Origin of the sequence: Paenibacillus macerans (assembly GCF_900454495.1) — a bacterium.
Taxonomy (GTDB): Bacteria; Bacillota; Bacilli; order Paenibacillales; family Paenibacillaceae; genus Fontibacillus; species Fontibacillus macerans.
Genome location: NZ_UGSI01000001.1, coordinates 685,615 through 704,869, shown reverse-complemented (window position 1 = coordinate 704,869; position 19,255 = coordinate 685,615). Strand labels below are relative to the sequence as shown.

The 19,255-nt window shown below is 53.2% G+C and carries 15 protein-coding genes; 3 read left to right on the top strand and 12 right to left on the bottom strand.

Annotated features, from left to right (window positions below):
• Nucleotides 1–362: 362 nt before the first annotated feature.
• Entirely contained in the window at nucleotides 363–1,112 is a 750-nt protein-coding gene (gpmA, locus tag DYE26_RS03235; RefSeq protein WP_036622146.1) for a 2,3-diphosphoglycerate-dependent phosphoglycerate mutase, read from the bottom strand.
• Nucleotides 1,113–1,288: 176 nt separating this feature from the next.
• Here gpmA and DYE26_RS33720 point away from each other — a divergent pair, with 176 nt between their 5' ends.
• Nucleotides 1,289–1,885, top strand: a complete 597-nt coding sequence (locus DYE26_RS33720) for a hypothetical protein (RefSeq protein ID WP_063836304.1) — start codon at nucleotides 1,289–1,291, stop codon at nucleotides 1,883–1,885.
• A gap of 101 nt (nucleotides 1,886–1,986) precedes the next feature.
• Complete coding sequence (locus tag DYE26_RS03225) at nucleotides 1,987–2,664, top strand: tetratricopeptide repeat protein (RefSeq protein WP_036622145.1); 678 nt, start codon at nucleotides 1,987–1,989, stop codon at nucleotides 2,662–2,664.
• Nucleotides 2,665–3,015: 351 nt separating this feature from the next.
• Here DYE26_RS03225 and DYE26_RS03220 read toward each other — a convergent pair whose 3' ends face one another.
• The 10 genes from DYE26_RS03220 to DYE26_RS03175 all read right to left on the bottom strand — a co-directional run bounded on the left by DYE26_RS03220 (nucleotide 3,016) and on the right by DYE26_RS03175 (nucleotide 16,876).
• Nucleotides 3,016–3,447: a GNAT family N-acetyltransferase gene (locus DYE26_RS03220; protein WP_036622143.1), complete on the bottom strand. Its 432-nt coding sequence runs from the start codon at nucleotides 3,445–3,447 to the stop codon at nucleotides 3,016–3,018.
• Complete coding sequence (rpiA, locus tag DYE26_RS03215) at nucleotides 3,432–4,118, bottom strand: ribose-5-phosphate isomerase RpiA (RefSeq protein ID WP_036622142.1); 687 nt, start codon at nucleotides 4,116–4,118, stop codon at nucleotides 3,432–3,434. The genes DYE26_RS03220 and rpiA overlap by 16 nt, the downstream gene beginning before the upstream one ends.
• Before the next feature lie 153 nt (nucleotides 4,119–4,271).
• On the bottom strand, nucleotides 4,272–5,519 hold the full coding sequence (gene bcbE / locus DYE26_RS03210; protein WP_036622140.1) for a bacillibactin exporter BcbE: 1,248 nt from the start codon (nucleotides 5,517–5,519) through the stop codon (nucleotides 4,272–4,274).
• A 78-nt stretch (nucleotides 5,520–5,597) separates the two neighbouring features.
• The gene (locus tag DYE26_RS03205; protein WP_036622138.1) at nucleotides 5,598–7,088 is read right to left on the bottom strand and encodes a UxaA family hydrolase; all 1,491 of its coding nucleotides are present in this window, start codon (nucleotides 7,086–7,088) and stop codon (nucleotides 5,598–5,600) included.
• A gap of 16 nt (nucleotides 7,089–7,104) precedes the next feature.
• Nucleotides 7,105–8,580 carry a tagaturonate reductase gene (locus tag DYE26_RS03200; RefSeq protein ID WP_082207742.1) on the bottom strand — a complete coding sequence of 492 codons (1,476 nt, stop codon included), beginning with the start codon at nucleotides 8,578–8,580 and terminating at the stop codon, nucleotides 7,105–7,107.
• A 195-nt stretch (nucleotides 8,581–8,775) separates the two neighbouring features.
• Nucleotides 8,776–9,792 (bottom strand): LacI family DNA-binding transcriptional regulator, encoded by a 1,017-nt coding sequence (locus DYE26_RS03195; RefSeq protein WP_036622137.1) that lies wholly within the window; start codon nucleotides 9,790–9,792, stop codon nucleotides 8,776–8,778.
• Nucleotides 9,793–9,913: 121 nt separating this feature from the next.
• Nucleotides 9,914–11,308, bottom strand: coding sequence for an MFS transporter (locus tag DYE26_RS03190; RefSeq protein ID WP_036622136.1), 1,395 nt, complete (start codon nucleotides 11,306–11,308; stop codon nucleotides 9,914–9,916).
• 170 nt (nucleotides 11,309–11,478) lie between these two features.
• The gene (gene uxaC / locus DYE26_RS03185; protein ID WP_172531691.1) at nucleotides 11,479–12,906 is read right to left on the bottom strand and encodes a glucuronate isomerase; all 1,428 of its coding nucleotides are present in this window, start codon (nucleotides 12,904–12,906) and stop codon (nucleotides 11,479–11,481) included.
• Nucleotides 12,907–13,279: 373 nt separating this feature from the next.
• The gene (helD, locus tag DYE26_RS03180; protein ID WP_036622135.1) at nucleotides 13,280–15,643 is read right to left on the bottom strand and encodes an RNA polymerase recycling motor HelD; all 2,364 of its coding nucleotides are present in this window, start codon (nucleotides 15,641–15,643) and stop codon (nucleotides 13,280–13,282) included.
• Between the two features lie 210 nt (nucleotides 15,644–15,853).
• On the bottom strand, nucleotides 15,854–16,876 hold the full coding sequence (locus DYE26_RS03175; RefSeq protein ID WP_036622133.1) for an FUSC family protein: 1,023 nt from the start codon (nucleotides 16,874–16,876) through the stop codon (nucleotides 15,854–15,856).
• A 196-nt stretch (nucleotides 16,877–17,072) separates the two neighbouring features.
• On the opposite strand from DYE26_RS03175, the gene DYE26_RS03170 reads away from it, so the two are divergent.
• A complete protein-coding gene (locus DYE26_RS03170; protein WP_051985395.1) occupies nucleotides 17,073–17,603 on the top strand; it encodes a hypothetical protein in 531 nt (176 codons plus the stop codon).
• Between the two features lie 70 nt (nucleotides 17,604–17,673).
• Here the strand turns inward: DYE26_RS03170 and DYE26_RS03165 are convergent, their stop codons facing one another.
• Entirely contained in the window at nucleotides 17,674–18,738 is a 1,065-nt protein-coding gene (locus DYE26_RS03165) for an AI-2E family transporter (RefSeq protein WP_036622132.1), read from the bottom strand.
• Nucleotides 18,739–19,255 lie beyond the last annotated feature (517 nt).

Below are 19,255 nucleotides of genomic sequence, written 5' to 3'. Positions count from 1 at the left end.
TTGGAAGTGGTGAACCTTATCTAACAACTATAAGGCCCACCACAGTAAGGTACTCCTAGTAGTGATGCTTTTTGTGCTTTTCGCATTTAACTACTGCCGTTTGCCCGGGTTTGAGAATCACAACAATAACCTTTTTATGATGACGTCTCATAGGGTGCTCCTCCCTTCGAACAAGAGCTAATTTATTTTATGTAAATCGCCGAATATTGAATTTGGACTAATAAATCAATGAAAATGTCCTATTCAAAGCCGATCGTGCGCAAAATGGCAGCCTAGTCTATTTTTACACCCTTCTCGTGATCGGTCCATAAAAAAAATCGTACTTAAAGGCGGGACCCTTTAAGTACGATAAGGCAAGGCTGTTATTCAAGAATCCAGTCGGGATTGGCCGCTTTTTCTATTTTGGTCGAAGTACGGCCTTCGCTTCCGAGATAATGTTTTTCGACGGGTTTTAAATGCTCGTCAAGGGAATAAACAAGCGGTGTTCCGGTTGGAATATTGACATCGACGATCGCTTCGTTGCTGATATTCTCCAAATATTTGATGAGCGCTCGCAAGCTGTTGCCGTGGGCCGCAATGATGACTTTTTTACCGGATTTAATTTGGGGTACGATTTCCTTTTCCCAGTAGTCCTCGACCCGAATGCCCGTCTCCTTCAAACTTTCGGTTAACGGGAGGAATCGCTCTGGAACGTCGCGGTATTTGGGGTCATTGCGCGGATTTCGCTCATCTTCGGCGGTGAGAGCCGGAGGGAGAACATCATAGCTGCGCCGCCATTTCATCACCTGTTCCTCGCCATATTGGCGGGCGGTCGTCTCTTTGCTTAAGCCCTGAAGGGCGCCGTAATGCCGCTCGTTGAGGTGCCAAGTTTTGTGGATCGGAATCCAGAGCAGGTTCATTTCATCGAGGATATAGTCCAATGTTTTTATGGCACGTTTCAAATAAGAGGTAAACCCAATGTCAAATTCGAATTTCTCCCGTTTCAGCAGCTGCCCTGCTTCCTTCGCTTCCATAACGCCTTTTTCAGATAGATCGACATCGGTCCAGCCGGTAAACAAATTGGATTTATTCCATTCGCTTTCACCGTGTCTAACAAGCACTAGTTGATGCATGTACTTTCCCCTCCTTTTTCCTTTCTCTGCTTCAAACATACTCTCCTTTCCGCACAGTTGCAAATTTTTGCGGACTGCGTCCATTCGGCCTCGGTATGCATATCGCTGCACGACCAGGGCAACCTAACTTTGGTTCAATCACCAACCTATATCTTTTAGAGGAGGATTCTCATTTTATGTACAGTAATGTAAGTCAACAGCTTCGCGAAATCGAGCAAACGATGCGCCAATTGGAGCAGCAAACGCGCCAAGCTACGATGATGTATCAGCAAATGCTGCAGCAGGAGCAGCATAATGCGATGCAGCTTGAAGAGCTGGCGCAGCGCGAGCGCAGAGCGTCGCAATCGATCCAAAACGCGCTTCAGGGCCATCAAACGGCGGTGCAGTCCTATCAGCGCGTAGTCCAAATCTGCAGCCAGTTGGAAAACAGCATTCACTCGATGAACGCTGGCGCAAACTTCGGCCAAGCCGGAATCGGGCAAAGCTCGTACGGCGTTCAGCATATCGGAGCATCCGGCTACAATCCGGGAAGCGTAGGAAGCTTCGGCGCTTCCGGCATCAGCCATTCGATTTCCGGTTCTTCAGGCTTCAGCAGCGGCATTTCCTCTGCTTCCGGGATCGGCAGCGGCATTGGCAGCATGTCTGGGGCGTCCGGCATCGGCAGCGGAATCTCCTCTGCTTCCGGCAGCGGCATTGGCAGCGCTGCGTCCGGAGCATCCGGCTCCGGCTCCGCCTCGACGGCTTCCGGCGGCCATATGCGCGGATTTCAGTAATTTCAAAAAGAACAAGCCGTCCGGTGCGGACGGCTTGTTCTTTTTCGCGCTCTCCCGCCCTATGTTATAATGGGAATTAATTCATTTGTTGGAGGACGCTTATGAGCAAGTTTATTCTGTTTTTTGCCTTAACCTGGTTGACCGGAAGTCCGATTGTCGCCATCGTGATTTTGCTCCTCATTTTCTATTTCCTGGACCGGCGGTTTATCGGCATTTTCCCCAGCGTAACAAAGCCATTCAAACGTTTACGCAGCATCTCCCGTTTGCGGCAGCAGCTTGCGCTAAGCCCTTTTGACGTTTCTTCCAAACGCGAGCTTGCCCGTCTGCTGCTGGAACGAAAACGATATCGCGAAGCCTTCGGGCTGCTTGAGGATGTCAAGTCGTCCTCGGAAACCTCAGCCGAGTTTTGGAGCGATCTGGGTACGGCTTCATTGGGGCTGGGGCAACTTGAGGAAGGCGAAGAACAAATGCTTCGCGCGCTTTCTCTAAATGATCGCGTCAAATACGGACAGCCCTATCTTCAGCTCGCCTCCGCCTTTCGCGACAAGGACCCGCAAAAAGCGCTGGAGTACGCGGCCAAATTCGGGGAAATCCAGTCCTCCTCCAGCGAAGCCTACTATTTGCTCGCCGGCCTTTATCAGTCGCTCGGACGCAAGGAGGAAGCAAGACAGGCGCTCAATGAATCCATCGCCGTTTACCGCAGCTTGCCGAAATACAAAAAACGGCAGGAACGCAAGTGGGCGCTGCGCAGCCTGATTAAACGAAGCACTTTGAACTAAAACGCTTTGAACTAAAACACCGGATTAGAAAGACCGCCAGAGCAGATTTCTCCGGCGGTCCTTCAATATCCTAACCTATATTTCTGTGCCCGCAAAGATTTGCCGGAATCCCGTTGAAGACAAATTCCTCGAAATGCAAAAGTGCAGTTCGATAACGCCCAAATGCCCCGGAAATAGTTTATCAAATGCAAAACTGCAGTTCATTTTCGATTAAAACAGTCTTTTTTATCAAACTGCGCCAAAACAGATGCATTTTTGCATTTCAATCGTCCCAAAGCAGGTGAATTCCTTCAAATGGAATGCACTTTTGCAGTTGATCCACACAGACCGTAAATAACTGCTCTCCGAGAATTAATCCTCATTCTCCTCGTCCACATTGTACACGCAGCGGAAACGCTCTTCGCCGTAAGGGCCGCCGCCAAGTCCGGTAATTTGAAAGCCGATGCTGCGGAAAAACTGGGCCCCCTCTTCGTCCGTGACCGAGGCGATGCTTTCCGGATTGGCATGAGACAAAGCCAGCAGCACCAATCCCCGGCCATACCCCTGCATCCGGTTCTCGGGCCGCACGACGAGATGAATGATTTCCAGCACGCGTGAGTCATTGACCCGAAAACCGATCAGCCCAACGACTTCGCCTTCGTCCTCATAACCGTACAATTGGCCGGCGCCGGAGCGGTACAGCGCTAGCGCCTCCTCCAGCGCATCGGGCTCCAAAACGACGGCGTATTCCAGCAGCTCGCGGATTTGCGGCTCGTCCACCCGCGAATTTATTGGTTTGAACATGCGGCCTCCTTGATTTCCGTATGCCCGTCATCGTAGCCGACGACAACCGTATCGGCAATTCCGACGAATAAACCGTGATCCACGACGCCGGTTATCGCTTTTAATTCCTCGGCCAGCACGGCCGGGTTTGCGATTTTGCCGAACGCGGCGTCTACGATATAGTTTCCGTTGTCGGTGACATACCGCTCCGCTCCCCGCATCCGCGTCTCAAACGGAACGCTGTAGCGTCTTTCGAGTTGCTTCAGCGTCCATTCATAGCAAAACGGCACAATTTCAATCGGCAGCTTGAATTGCCCCAGATGCGGCACGATTTTCCCGCTGTCGGCAATCACGATAAACCGTTCGCTATTCATGGCGACCAGCTTTTCGCGCAGCAGCGCGCCGCCGCCGCCTTTGATCAGCGAGAGCCCCGGGTCAACCTCGTCCGCCCCGTCGATGGCGATGTCCAGACGATCGACTTCGCCGGCCTGAAGCAGCGGAATATTATATTTTACGGCGAGCTCCTCCGAAGCGTTGGAAGTGGCGATAGCGCGGATGCGCAGTCCCTCGGCGACCATTTGGCCGATTTTCTCAATCGCGTAGTAGGCCGTGGAGCCGGTTCCAAGCCCTACCTTCATCCCGTCCTTAACCCACTCCGCCGCGCGGTACCCCGCCGCCTGTTTTGCATTCATATGATTCCCCTCCAAAAAATAATGGCCCTAACGCCTATGTAATACCTGTCCATTCATTCATGACACTCGCTTTTAATCATACCAAAAAAGCCCGCACAATAGAACAGCGGAGGCGATTTCCGCTCCGCTGTCCAGGCGCGAACCATATGGAGTTTAACCTTGATGCAGCGGCCGCGGCGCTTTCGTGGACCGGGAGACTCCGCCGCGCCCCGAATGGGGTTTAACCATCAGCAGAAGCAGCAGCATCCCCGCCAAAGCCACCCCCGCGATGGCAAAAAACATCGTCATATGCCCCCGCTTCATCAGCAGCGACATCACCGGCGGCCCGGCCGACACCCCGATAAAACGCATGCTGCTGTAGAGGGAAGTGATTGTGCCGCGCATTTCTTTGTCTATGCCTTCGGTAATCAGCGCGTCCTGGCTGGGGAGCACCATGCCGATCCCCGTGCCGCAAACGATCAGACAAGCGATGACGAAATAAATGTTATTGAAAAATCCGATGCCGAAGAGGGCCCCTGTAGCGAGCACCAGCCCCGCCACTCCCAGCCACTTCATGAGGATTTTGTTTTTCCCGATCTTTTTCCCGGTCAAATACGAGGCGAGGCATAAAGCGGCCAGCGGAACGGCCAGCACCAGACCTTTGATTACGCCGTTCAACCCGTGCTTGACTTCCAACTGCTCCGACAAGTAAAAAAGGACGCCGAACAGCAAAAACATGCAGATACCGCCGATGGCGAAAATGGCAAACAGCCACCGCCCCTTCAGCTTGAGTACTTCCTTGACCGCGCGCAAAAACTCGGGCAGCGGCTTCGCGTTGTCCCTTTCCTTCGGTTCCTTGACCGAAAACAGGACGAGCAGCAGCGAAATCAGGCAAAGCACCGGTATCGCCAGCAGCGGCACGTACCACATCCAAGCGCCCAAAAGCGCGCCAAGAATCGGGCTGAGCACCTTGCCGAACGTATTTGACGTTTCGATGACGCCGAGGTTATGGCTAACCTCCTCCTCGTCTTCGAACAGGTCGCCGACGAGCGGCAGCACGATCGGAAAGGCCCCCGCGGCTCCGATTCCCTGCAAAAAACGCCCGGCCAAAATCAGCCAATACACGGCGATGCCATCGGCAAACCAATCGGCAACGCCCGACACGGCGCCGCCGATCCCGGCAAGGATCAGGCTGGGAATGATGATCGCTTTGCGGCCGAATTTATCCGACAGATAACCGGCCACGGGGATCAACAAAATCGCGACAACCGCATACACCGTAATCAGCATGCTGACCTGAAACGAAGTGACGCGGAGCGCACGGGCAATTTCCGGTAAAATCGGGATCAGCATGGAATTTCCCAGCGTCATGATGAGCGGTATCGAAGCCAACGCAATCAAATCGCCTTTTTTGCTAACCATAAGGTCATCCGCCGTCCTTCCGTATAACGTATATAACCGACCCGGTTAGTGTATTAATTTACGGCGAAATTATACCTGCTAAAGGGTTACTCCGTTTTTGAAAATGGCAATCTCCCGAAATCCGTTTTTCTCGTTATTAACCAACCTGCCGCTGGCGATATCGATAATGAAGCCGAGAAATTCGTCCAGCACCCGATCCGGATCCCCTTCCTCAACCAGAACGCCGGCATTGTAATCGATCCAATGCGGTTTTTCGCGATACAATGCCGAATTGGTCGATACTTTTACCGTCGGCACAAATGTGCCGAACGGGGTGCCGCGGCCGGTCGTGAACAGAACCAGCTGGCATCCCGCAGCCGCCAGCGCCGAAGCCGCAACCAAGTCGTTGCCGGGCGCGCTTAGTAAATTGAGGCCTTTCGTTTTCAGGCGTTCGCCGTACCGAAGAACGTCATTGACCGGAGAAATTCCCGACTTCTGCGTACAGCCCAGCGATTTATCCTCCAGCGTCGTAATGCCTCCCGCTTTGTTGCCCGGCGAAGGATTTTCGTAAACCGGCTGCTTGTAATCGAGAAAATATTGCTTGAAGTCATTAATCAGTTCCACGATTTTGCCGAATACCTCTTCATCCTTGGCGCGTTCCATCAAAATCGTTTCGGCCCCGAACATTTCCGGCACCTCCGTCAGCACCGTCGTCCCGCCCTGGGCCGCCATATAATCCGAAAGGCGCCCCAGCAGCGGATTGGCCGTAATCCCCGACAGCCCATCGGAACCCCCGCATTTCAGCCCGATGTTAAGCGCGGACAGCGGAACGGTCTCCCGGCGGTCTTCGCGCGCGGCCTCATAAATCTCTTTAAGCAGCCGTACTCCTTCGCCAACCTCGTCGGACACTTCTTGCGAGACAAGAAATTTTACCCGGGAAGCGTCGTAATCGCCCAAAGCCTCTTTAAATTCGCTCATCGTGTTGTTTTCGCAGCCTAATCCCAGGACCAGCACGCCCCCGGCATTCGGATGTTTTACGGCGTCGGCCAGCATCGTCCGGGTATGGACATGGTCGTCGCCAAGTTGAGAGCAGCCGTAATTGTGCTTCAGAACAAGCGCGTTCTCAAACGGCAGGGTCGAGCCGACTTCCTGGATAAAAGCGGACAATATCAGGTCGGCCACCCCGTTCACGCACCCCACGGTCGGCACGATCCACAGCTCATTGCGGATGCCTACGCTGCCGTCCTTTCGTTTGTACCCCTCAAAGCTTCGATTCTCGAAGGAATACGGATTGGGCGCGATTTTTGGAGTGTATCTGTAATCCTCCACGCCCGTCAAGTTCGTTTTCGTATTATGCGTATGCACGTGGCTGCCGGGGGCGATGTCCCGTGTGGCATGGCCGATCGGATAGCCGTATTTGATCACATTTTCGCCGTTAAAAATCGGGGTGAGCGCAACCTTATGCCCCCGTCCGATCGCTTCCGTCAATTCGATGTCGCGCCCGTCGACGCTGAGCGTTTCGCCGGGGGTGTAATCCCGAAGCGCAACGGCCACATTGTCTCGTTCGTGAATCCGGATATACTCTTTCATTCGCAGCCCCTCCCGGTCATTGCTCGGCACCGGCGGATGCCCCAAGCAAATCTTCCAGCGCCCGTACCATACCTGCCGATTCGATATGATATAAATCTTCCGCCAATTGGCCGGCCAGCCCGTTCACCTCGTTCAAATCCATGCCCCAGCGTTCCTTCGAGGCAAGAACCTCGGCCACAAGACGCCGGACGGCTTCACGGGAACCGTCGCAAACCCGCCACAATGCGGCAAATTGATCCAGCACATCCCGGTCGTCCGCAAGCTCGATCGGCTCCCCGCCGCGTTTTCCTTTGTAGAACGCCAGCAGCGCGGCGAACGCAAACGTAAGCTTCCTTGGCAATTTCCCCTGCTCTTTGGAATAGGTTAGCAATGTCGGCAGGTCCCGGGTTTTGAATTTGGACACGGAATTCAGCGCAATGCTCATTAAGTAATGGCGGACAAAAGGATTGCGGAACCGTTCAAGCACCGCCGCCGCGAACGACTGCAGTTCCTCCTTCGGCAGCTCCAGGGTGGGAATGATTTCGTCATAAATCAGCGACTCTACGAATTTTCCGACGACCGGGTGATCGACGCTTTCGCCCACCGTGTCTAGCCCGTAAAGGTAAGCCACCGGGGTTAAGGCGGTATGCGCCCCGTTCAGTATTCTCACTTTGCGGGTCCGGTACGGAGTCATATCGTCCACCACCAGCACTTGCAGTCCCGCAAGCTCCGCCGGAAATTCCTCCTTGATCCATTGCGGCCCCTCGATCACCCACAGATGGAACTGCTCCCCCACAACGACAAACCGGTCCTCATACCCCAGCTCTTCCGTAATTTCCCCGATCCGTTCCTTCGGATACCCCGGCACAATCCGGTCGACCAGGCTGCAGCAAAACGTGTTGGCTTCATGCAGCCAGTTTACAAAATCGGCGCCCAGGTTCCAAAGTTCGGCATACTTCAGCACGATCGCTTTCAGCTCATCGCCGTTGCGGTCGATAAGTTCGCAAGGAATGATAATGAAGCCTTTGGACCGGTCGCCGCCAAAGTATTGGTAACGGCGGTGCAACAACGCGGTCAATTTGCCGGGATAGCTGGATTGCGGCTGATCCTCCAGCCGGTCCGCCGGGGCAAAAGCGATCCCCGCCTCCGTCGTATTGGAGATAATAAAGCGCAGATCGGGATTTTCCGCCAGTTTGGCATAAGCCTCGTATTCGCTGTAGGGATTGATGCCCCGGGCCACCGACTCGATCAATGAATGCTCCCGGACAGGGCGTCCCTCCTTCATCCCTTCCAGATAAACGGTATAAAGTCCGTCCTGCTCGTTCAGCGCCTCGGCCAGCCCGGCCGGCAGAGGTTGGACGATTACTACGTTTCCGTTAAAACCGGTTTTCTTGTTCATGATATCGATCTGCCAATCGACAAAAGCCCGCAAAAAGTTGCCTTCCCCAAACTGCAGCACTTTCGCCGGACGAACAGCGCGCCCCGGCGCCATAGCTTGCGTTAATCGATTCATCTTAAAACTCCTCCATCGCATCAGACTATAAGATCATTCGAATATATATTGATTCATAATTGCACACGTTAACATATTAACAAACTATTAAAGTAAATCAATCGAATCATCAATATGTTCACAAATTATGCACACGTTAAAATAGACCGGCGATTGGACGACCGGTTACAGCTAAGCAACCGGTCCAACCTAAAGTTAAATCGCCTCCAGCCCAGCCGGCTTAGCGGTGGAATTCCGCCGCATCAGCTCCGTCTTCAGGAACAGCGTCTCTCCCGCGGCCGACGGATCGTCGATCAGCCGAAGCAGCTTACGCGCGCCCTCGGCGCTGATCTCTTCGATCGGCCGTTTAATGGTGGTCAGCGACGGCGTGGTGAACTGCGCAAACTCAATATCGTCAAAGCCGATCACCGAGATGTCCTCCGGCACTCTTTTTCCCCGCTCAAACGCGGCTTTCATCGCCCCGATCGCCATATCGTCATTGGCGCAGAACACGGCGGTGGGAGGCTGCTCGAGCTTAAGCAAATCCAGCATGGCCTGGAACCCGCTTTCCATATCATAACGCCCATGCACAAAATAATCGCCGACGATCGGAATGCCGCTGTCGATCAGCGCATTCAGCAGTCCTTCCCTTCTTTGCTGCGTCGACTTGAATCCCTCGACTCCTTCGATCATGGCGATGCGCGTATGGCCTGCGGCGATCAGATGTTTTCCCGCCGCGTACGCCCCTTCCTTGTCATCCGACAAAATATTGATAATCCGCGAATCCGCCACTTGGCGGTTCAGGACCACGAGCGGAATCTCCTGCTGCAGCACATGGTAAATAAACGCGTTGTCCGACTCGCTTTGACTCATCACGATAATGCCGTCAAACCGTTTGCGGTGGATCGAGGCATAATCCGCGTAATCTTCGATGCCGCGCGTAAACAAATTGTATTCGACATCGATCACCTGATTGACGCCGCTCATCGCGTCGGCAAAAAAGCTCGAGGAGGTCCCTCTTTTTAAACTGGTAAAAAACAGGCCGATCGTGTACGACCTCTGCATCACCAGGCTTTTGGCGTTGACGTTTGGCGTATAGTTCATTTGCGCCGCGAGTTCCATTATTTTACGTTTCGTTTCTTCCTTGATGAACGGGCTGTTGTTCAAAGCCCGGGATACCGTTGTATGGGATACGTTCGCCAGCTTGGCGAGATCTTTAATCGTTACTGTCATACGAATGAGCCCTCTCTTATCAAGCATCCTGTACTTGCCGTATTTTCTTTTAACAATAGCATAATCCGGGCAAGCAGATAAACGCCTCATAAGACTTGGGGAACACATTCACACATTTTTCTTATTTGCCGGCCGCTTGCAGCTCCTGTACGATCTGCTCGTGTTTTTTGTCCGTCAGTTTATACATGTAACCGATGACCAGCGCCGCCAGCGTTAAAGCCACCGCCGGATAGAGCAGCAGCAGTCCCTTGATGCCGACTAAAGTGCCCGCCTTCTGGGCCACATTGGGGACATACCCCACCAGCCAGAGACCGATCCCGGAAAGGAATCCGGACAGCGACTGCGCCAGCTTCCGCGAGAAGTTAAACAGCGAGTAGGTCGTTCCCTCTTTGCGTTCGCCGGACACCCATTCCCCGTAATCGATAATGTCGGAGACGAAGGCCCAGGTTACGCCGTTCGGAATGCTGATGCCGATAAAAGCTATGCTTGCGAGCACCGTAAAAACCACCACATTGGACGGCATAAAGAAGTTCAGCAGATCGGCGGCAACGCTGACGGCCATCCCGATCAAAGCCGTTTTCTTCTTGCCGAATTTAGCGACCAGCTTAGGCAGGAAAAGCACGCCGATAAAAGAAGAACCGATGATGATGAAGTTCATATAAGCCATGAGTTCCACATTGCCCAGGTTATATTCCGCGAAATACACCAGCATCGCCGATTTCAAGTTGTAGGCGGAAATCGTAAAAATCGTCATCAGCACCAAAACCAGCAGCGGTTTATTGGAGATGAAGGTGCGGACGATCGTCATGAAGGTCAGTTTTTCCTGCGGAGCCGCCTGCTTTACGATCCGCTCCTTGGTTCCGCGGTAGCAAAAGAAGAAGGCAATGACTCCGATGACGGACATCAGTCCCATCACGACCGGATACCCGATTTTTTCGTTCGGGAAGCGGACGATCAGCGGCATGACGACAACGCTCGTCACAAACAACGCGCCCAGCGAGCCGGCCTGCCGGAAGGAAGACAGCGACGCCCGTTCTTTGGTGTCCTGCGTAATGGCCGCCCCCAAAGAACCGTAAGGAATATTTACGAAAGAATAGCCGATGCCCCAGATCATATAAGAGGCGTAAGCGTAAATCAAATTGCCGCCGGAAGAAAGTCCCGGGCTAATAAACGTCAGAACCGTCAGCACGGCGAGCACGAAGCTACCGTACAGCAAAAACGGTCTGAATTTGCCCCGGGGGCCGATTTTTTTGCGGTAATCGATGGAAGAGCCGACGATCGGATCGACAAAAGCGGCAAATAATTTGCTCACCAGAAAGATGCCCGCCGCCGCTTGCGAGGAAATCCCCGCGACGTCGGTAAAGTATTTCAACAAATACAATTGTCCAAGGTCAAACATGAATCCGTTTCCAAAGTCGCCCAAACCGTAGGAAATCTTCTCTTTTAATCCAATACCCCGATTAGGGCTCCCCGTGTTGTTCAGGGTTTCCGCTTGTTCAGCAACAGCCACTCCCATATGCTATCCTTCTTTCTATTTGTGTGAAAATAAATGTGAAAATATTCACTTGTAAATTTGCAGCGGGCGGTATTTTCCGGTTAAAGCGGCTTATTCGCAGCCTTTTGCCCTCTTTTGCGGTATTCACATTAGGGCAAAAGATAGCGGCAAAAGGCTTCGAACCGCCGCCCTTAACCCGGGAACGTCGCCATGGCCGGAAAAGCAAAATAGCGTTTGGCGTTTTCATAGCAAATATTTTGCACCATTTTGCCGAGCAGCTTCATATCATCCGGCGCTTCTCCCTGCTCCACCCAGTTTCCGAGCACCGCGCACAGCAATCTGCGGAAGTACTCATGCCGAGTATACGACAGAAAACTGCGCGAGTCTGTAAGCATTCCGACAAAGGCGGACAATACGCCCAAATTCGCCAGCGTCTTCATCTGCTCGGTCATTCCGTCGATATGATCGTTGAACCACCATGCTGTTCCAAACTGCATTTTACCGGGAACGCCGGATTCCTGGAAGCTCCCCATCACACTGGCGAGAACCGGGTAATCGTTCGGATTCAGAGAATAAAGAATCGTCTTGGGAAGCGCGCCTTCGCGCTCGAGTCCGTCGAGCAACGCCGCGAGCGGCTTGGCAATCGCCCCGTCATTGATGGAATCGTATCCCGTATCCGGTCCCAGACGGTTAAACATCCTCGTATTATTGTTGCGCAGGGCGTGAATGTGCAGCTGCATCGCCCAGCCGAGCTCCGCATAAAGCTTGCTCATATAGCGGAGGGTGTGCGATTTGTACATCGCTTCCTCTTCGGCCGTAACCTCTTCCCCGCGGAGCGCCTTGGCAAATATAGCGGCGGCTTCTCCGCGCGTCGCATCCTTATACGCAAGCACATCGATCGCGTGGTCGGATACCCGGCCCCCGGCCGAATGAAAGAAGCGGATACGCGCTTCCAGCGCTTTAAGCAACTGGTCGTAATCGGCGATGGTTTCTCCGCTTACGCCGGACAGCTTTTCGATCCACGGGAGGAACGTCGCGCGTTTGATCTCCAGCGCTTTATCCGGACGGAAACTTGGCAGTACAGCGGTTTCAAAACCGGCAAGCTCGCGGATCTTGAAATGGTATTCCAGCGAATCCGCCGGATCGTCCGTGGTGCAGACGACAGCCACCTTCGATTTCGTAATGAAGTCCCGAGCGCCGAACCCTTCGCCTTGCAGTTGACGGTTTACTTTCTCCCAAATCAGCGGAGCCGTCTCTTCACTCAGCAGCTCGTATACCCCGAAAAAGCGCTGCAGCTCCAGATGCGTCCAATGATACAAAGGGTTGCCGATCAAGGTCGGCACGGTGCGGGCCCAGGCCAAAAACTTATCGTAATCGCTGGCCGCGCCGGTGATACACTCTTCGTCCACGCCGTTTGCGCGCATTACCCTCCATTTGTAATGGTCGCCATAAAGCCAGGCCTCGGTAATGTTGGCAAACTGTTTGTTCTCATAAATTTCCTGGGGACTCAAGTGGCAATGGTAATCGATAATCGGCATGTCCTTGGCCCAATCGTGGTATAACCGTACGGCTGTTTCGGTGGAGAGAAGAAAGTTCTCGTCCATAAATTTCTTTACCACATCCGTATCCTCCCATTAAATATTGTTAACGTGAACAATTTGATTCAAAAAAAACAACTGCGCGCAGGTGAGGTGAGAAAAAAATCACATAATTGCCGGCAATATGGTCATCTCAACCCTTAAATGTTCACGTTACCATTATATTGTATCCGTTTTGTTTCCGCGCGCAAGATTTTATTTGCAATCTATTGTTACAGAACTATGAATTCGCGTACAAAAAACGGACAACCAAAATCTATAAAAGCTGAACTACTGATCGAACGGAAAGAGGCAGCCTTCCCCGTCGATTCCATATTTTCAACTTAAATAGATGGGTTGTCCGTTTGATTCTCATTATCGCTATCCCGCTTTCGAAAAACCGCTTTATCCCGCTTCAGACAGGCTGCCGCTCGCTCACGTAAAGGGCGGCGTCCTGGCCGGTAACAAACGGGCTGGGCTCGCCAAGCGAGTAGATATATAGAAGGTGCATCGCCCGCGTACAGGCCGTATAGAACAGCTTCCGCTCGCTCTCCCGGGAATACTGGCCCGCCGACGCGTCATAGATCAGTACGGCGTCGAATTCGACCCCTTTGGCCAAATAGGCGGGGATTACCTGCACCCCTTTTTCAAAACCGAGCGTCGTCTTCTTCACCAGCTTCGGCGGCGCGGGCAACAGCGGCTCCAGCGCCCGCTGGACCTCCGCGCTCTGCTCGGCCGTTTTGCAAATGACCGCCACCGACTCGTATCCTTCTTCCGCCAGGCGTTTCAATTCCTCCGCTATAGCCCGGAGCAGCCCTTCCCGGGTGTCCAGAACCGTTACGCGCGGACGCTCCCCGCTCCGGTTAAATGGAACGATGTGCTCTCCGCCCGGAACCATGCCCCGCGTAAATTCGACGATCTCCTTGGTGGAACGGTAGCTGCGCGTCAGCGAAATGACCTCGGTTTCCTCTGGACCGTACAGGTCCACCAAAAGGCCGGATTCCTGCAGCACGGAGCCGTGCGCGTAGATCGCCTGGTTGAAATCGCCCAAAGCCGTGATCTTGGCCCGCGGGAACAGCCGCTTCAGGAAAAACAGCTGAAATGCCGAATAATCCTGGGCCTCGTCGATGATGACATGGCGGATGGACGTATTGGATCTGAAGCCCAGGAGCAGCTCCTTCAGATACAATAGCGGCGTGATGTCCTCGTAAAACAGCTCCCCTTCGGCGATTTTCCGCAGCGTCTGGGAACAAATCTCATCCCAGCGCTCCGGCAAAGCTCCCGGATGCACTTCGCGGAACAAGGAAACGTCGCTGAACAGCTGCGTGTACAGCCGGGTCACATCGACGAAGCGCAGCGATTTCACCCATTTCCGCAGCGGCTTGAGCCGGTCGCTCACGACCATTTTGGCCAAGATCGTTTTTTCGTCCTCGTAGTCGCTGAAGGAATCTCCCTTCCCCTGATTTTTGCGGCGCATCCGCTGGTAAGCGCGCTGGTAATCCTCGGTGTCGAGAAGTTGAATCTGCTCCTCGACCCACGGCTGGTTCAGCTCGTTTTTGCCGAAAGCGGCCAGTTCTTTAAGCAGCCACTCCTTCAGCAGTTCGCAGCGGTTGCCGAGCCGGATCGCCGGATCGTAACCGTAAAATTGCGCGGCGATCGCCTCCGCGCCGATCACCTCGCGCCCTTGAAACCGCAGCGGCTTGAACTTCATCGCCTTCTTCTCCAGCAGCTCTTTGTAGCGGGCAATCGCCTCCAGGTATTGAACGGACGATTTGAAGCGGATGGCGTCGATCCGCGCTTGATAAGCCTCGTCTTCCCTCGCGGACAAGACATATTCGATCTGGACGAACGGATCCTCAAGCTGGAAATCCCGGCCCAGCCGGTGCTCGAGGTATTCCTGGAACGTCGTTTGCTGCATGTTCTCTTCCCCAAGCTCGGGCAGTACCGTCGATACATAGCTGTTAAACATCGGATTTGGAGAAAACAAAATCATCTGATCCGCCTGCAGCACGTCGCGGTGCTTATACAGCAAATAAGCGACGCGCTGCAAGGCCGCCGACGTTTTGCCGCTGCCCGCGGCTCCCTGCACGATCAGCATCCGGCTGCGATCGTTGCGGATGATGCGGTTCTGCTCCCGCTGGATCGTGGCCACGATGCTTTTCATCTGCGCGTCGGAGCTGCGCCCAAGCACCTGCTGCAGCAGCTCGTCCCCGATCGTCACGCCCGTGTCGAACATAAGCCTCAGTTCGCGTCCGCGGATGACGAACTGCCGTTTAAGCTTCATCTCGCCCGATATGGTCCCCGACGGGGTTTCATAAGAAGCCGGCCCGGGCACGCTGTCATAATACAGGTTGGAGATCGGCGCCCGCCAATCGTAAACGAGAAATGTCTCGTCTCCGTCTTCCAGCAGGGAGGCAATGCCCAAATAGATCGCCTCGGCCGCGGCTTCTCCTGCTTCGGCGAAATCGATGCGGCCGAAATAAGGCGACTCTTTCAGCCGCTTCATTTTTCCGAGCATGGTGGAAGCGTGCAGGTGGCTTTTTTCCCGCTCCGCGAGCACCTGGGATTGCTGCCGCAAGCTCGTGGACGTTTCCCCCACATCATCGGCCTCGCTGAAATTGACGGTCACTTCATCCCAAAAATCTTTGCGCATGGCAACGACATCCCCGCGAACCGAACCGACCTCCCGCTCCAGTTTGCGGATTCTGGCGTCGATTTGATCGGCGACATATTCTATGCGGCGCTGCTCTTCAAGCCAAGCCTGGTCTTTATTGTCCAATTCAATCGCTCCCTTGGTTTCGTTCAGACTATTGACAATCAAATAAATACATGATATAATCTAAAAGGATGAACATTTTTATTTCATTCTATTTGCAGTCCGTTTTTTATTGTATCAACTTTGCCCTTAATTTTCAATCTATGTATTATTTTTTCCGTCATGAAAGTCCTGCCGCTTTGGCAGGACTTTTCTGCGTTATGCGCCGAAATCTTACTCCCCCGCGGCCGCGCCGGCATGGTCCGCCAGCCTGTTCAGCCTCTCCAGCTGATGGCCGTATTCGTACATTTCCGCCGATACGATCGACAACCGCAATACCCCGGTCCGCTCCGCCGCGTACCTGTCCAGCATCCGCCGCAAAAACGCGTCGTTTTCCTGTTCGAACTGCATGGCCTCCCCGTAATTGGGCTTCAGTTTGTCATCGAATTTCAGCATGATATGCTCGTGGAACTTGGTTAGCTTCTCCAAGTGCTCATCGAATTCCCGGTTCAGCTCCGGGGAACGGACCGCCTGAAAATAATGCTGGTCCACCGCATTCAGCACCTCGAAGCCCTTGCGCAGGGCGCTGAGCATCTGTTTGTAGACGACGAGTTGGCGATTGTCGCTGAACTTCGGCTTGCGCAGCTTCTTTTTCTCCTCTTCCATCAGCTTGTACTTGTCCGACAGCGAACCTATCGTATCCTCCAGCGTTCTTTTTTCGCTGCGGAACACCGTCTCCTTCATCTCGTCGGAAATCGCCGTCCGCAGCAGCAGCGACAGCTGGTCGAACGTCTCCCGGACCTGCCGCTCGAACTGTACCTTCGGTTTGGGCGGGAGAACAAGAATGTTAATGATAAACGCGGACAGGATGCCGATCATACTCAGCGCAAAACGGTTTAGCGCAAACTCCCACTGCCCTGAAGCTTCCATCACCGATACGACCGTAACCAGCGTCAAGCCTATCGTATCCCCCATTTTGAGCTTCAAGCAGATCATGATGACCAGAACACAGATTAATCCGACGGCGATCGGTTCATTGGAAAACAGCATTCCGCCCAGCATCGCCAAAACGGCGCCCAGCGTATTCGTTTGCAGTTGGTCGATCAAATAGCGCCAGGAACGGTAAATCGTCGGCTGCATCGCAAAAATCGCCGCAACCGCCGCGATGACGGGGGAAGACAGATTCAGCAGCACGCCGGCATATAAAGCCAGCGTTACGGCAATGCCCGTTTTGAGCATTCTTGGACCAAATGTCACGGATAATTCCTCCCATGATCAACAACATTTCGTATATTTTATCCCTTCTCAGCCTGAAAACCTGACTTATTCAACTCGCGCTTTAAGCGGAATTTTATGAAATATTAAGCTTCCATTAAGATACTTGGCGCGATTTTGGTCAAGACTGATGGAGGCGAGGACCAAATTATTCTAAACGAAGAGGTGAAGAAAGTCTATGGTTAAGCAGAAACGAAAACCTTTTGCGATGAAAAGCGCCCTGGCCATCCTGTTGGGCTGCAGCCTCGCGGCGGCGGCCATCCCCGCGTACGCGGAAGAGGCGACAGCCCTTGCAGGCCAAACGCAGGAGCCCCCGCAACCCCCAAGCCCCAAGCCAAACGAATCGCGGTTTCACCATCACCGCGGCCACTTCCGCGGCGGCCATATCGTCAAGGAAACGGCCGAAATGCTGGGCATGGAACCCATGGCATTGGTGGAGCAGCTGAAACAAGGCAAAACGCTCCTGCAGGTCGTTCAAGCGCAAAAGGGCTGGAGCGAAGAAGAGTATCTGAAAAAGCTGACCGAGACCGCCAACCGGAACATTGACCAAGCGGTCGCCGAGGGCAAGCTTGACCGGGATAAAGCAGACCGCATCAAAGCGCAACTTCCGGAAAAGCTGAAAAAAGCGATCAACCGTTCCTGGAAGGACCGGATGCCCGGGCATCCCGCGGCAGACTATCAGAACAACCAGGTGAAATGGAAAAATTAAGTCTGAACGAAAAGGCGATAGAAAACCGCTGGACACATCATCCAGCGGTTTTCAAAATGCCTCGCGCGGATTACTTTTCCTTGACCGGTTTCGGCAGGCTTCGCTTAGGCAGCGTTTTTCCGACCGGCACTTCCATAATATCGAGCAGGAACATGAAAATCGGCACCCCGACAATCAACCCCCATACGCCCAGAAAGTGCTCGGAAACGAGCAAAATCATAAACGTGTAAAAAATCGGCAGATGCGTTTTGTTGGACATGAATTTTGGATTGAGGAAATACGTTTCCACCGCATGCACCACGGCCACCATCACGAGTACGTAGATGATTTTGACCACACCGCCGATTTTAAAGGCGATCGCGCACAGCGGAACCAGCGATACGATCACGCCCATAACCGGGACCAGACCGAGCAAGAAGATCATAATCGCCAAGGCGAACAAATTCGGGAATCCGAAAATCCACAAAAATATGGTCGATAGGATGCAGTTGACGAGGGCGATCAAAAATTGCACTTCGATCACTTTCCCGAAGGACTGCACGAATTTTTTGCCGAAATACTCCAGTTCCTTAAATAGGCCGCCCACACGGCTCTCCCGGAATTTCACCGTAAAGTTCGTTACTTTTTCCTTTTCCAGCAGGAAGAATAAGCTGAGGATGATCGCGACAAACAAATTCAGGCTCCATTTGCCGATGTCCGACAACGTGCTGAGCAGGAAATCGACCCCGTTATGGATGTAAGCGGACAAATCGAAATCCTTCAAGTACTCCACTACGTAATTCAGGATGGTGTTATCCGGAAATTCGGGCGGGTTCGCATAAAAGGACATGACCTGGTTGACCAGATCTGTCAGTTCCACGGTAAACACCGGCAAATAGTAGTAAAGCGCGACGCCCAAAAGCGAGATCATGACAAGATAAATGAACACCAGGGTCACGGCCCGATTGATGCGGATGACCTTCGCCACGTTGCGGCTGATAAAATTGTGCAGCCGATTGATCAAATAAGTGAGGATAAAAGTGATCAAAAGCATATTAAGCATGCTGCGGGCAAAATACAGCACGAGGACGACAAACAGCAGAGCCAGCGCTCTGCGGAATCCCGCCATTTGAAAAAGCTCTCTAAAAAACGTCATTATCGGCTACCTGCTCCTTCGTCGGTCGGATAAAAAACTAAAAAAACCTCTGACGTTAATCTTAAGCGAGGCTTTGCCACTTTGCAAATGCAAATGCCTAAAAATTAGGTAAATTCATTGTAAAATTTTCATTGACCGCATTGGCCGCCTGATTTCATGCTTTATCGTACCGCAGATTCAAAGTTTTGATGCGTTGCCTCGGCCTATTGCATCTCATAAGGGTTCGGCATATAATTTCGTAAAACGTAAAAGCGACGATGAAGGAGAAGAGTAAGGGGAAACGCCCTGTCAGGGACGGCGGTGCCATAGACTGAAAGCACCCCGCAGGAGACGCCCCGCCGAAGTTCGCTCCCGAGTCGACCTCTGAACTTCCGGGCGCTCCGGCCAGTAGGAGGATCCGGCCGCACGCCGTTATCCGTGCCCGAAGCCGAGCAACCAAAGTTGTCTAACGAGGGTGGTACCGCGGAATCGCTTGTATTCCGTCCCTTGATGGACGGCTTTTTTTGTTTATTTGGCA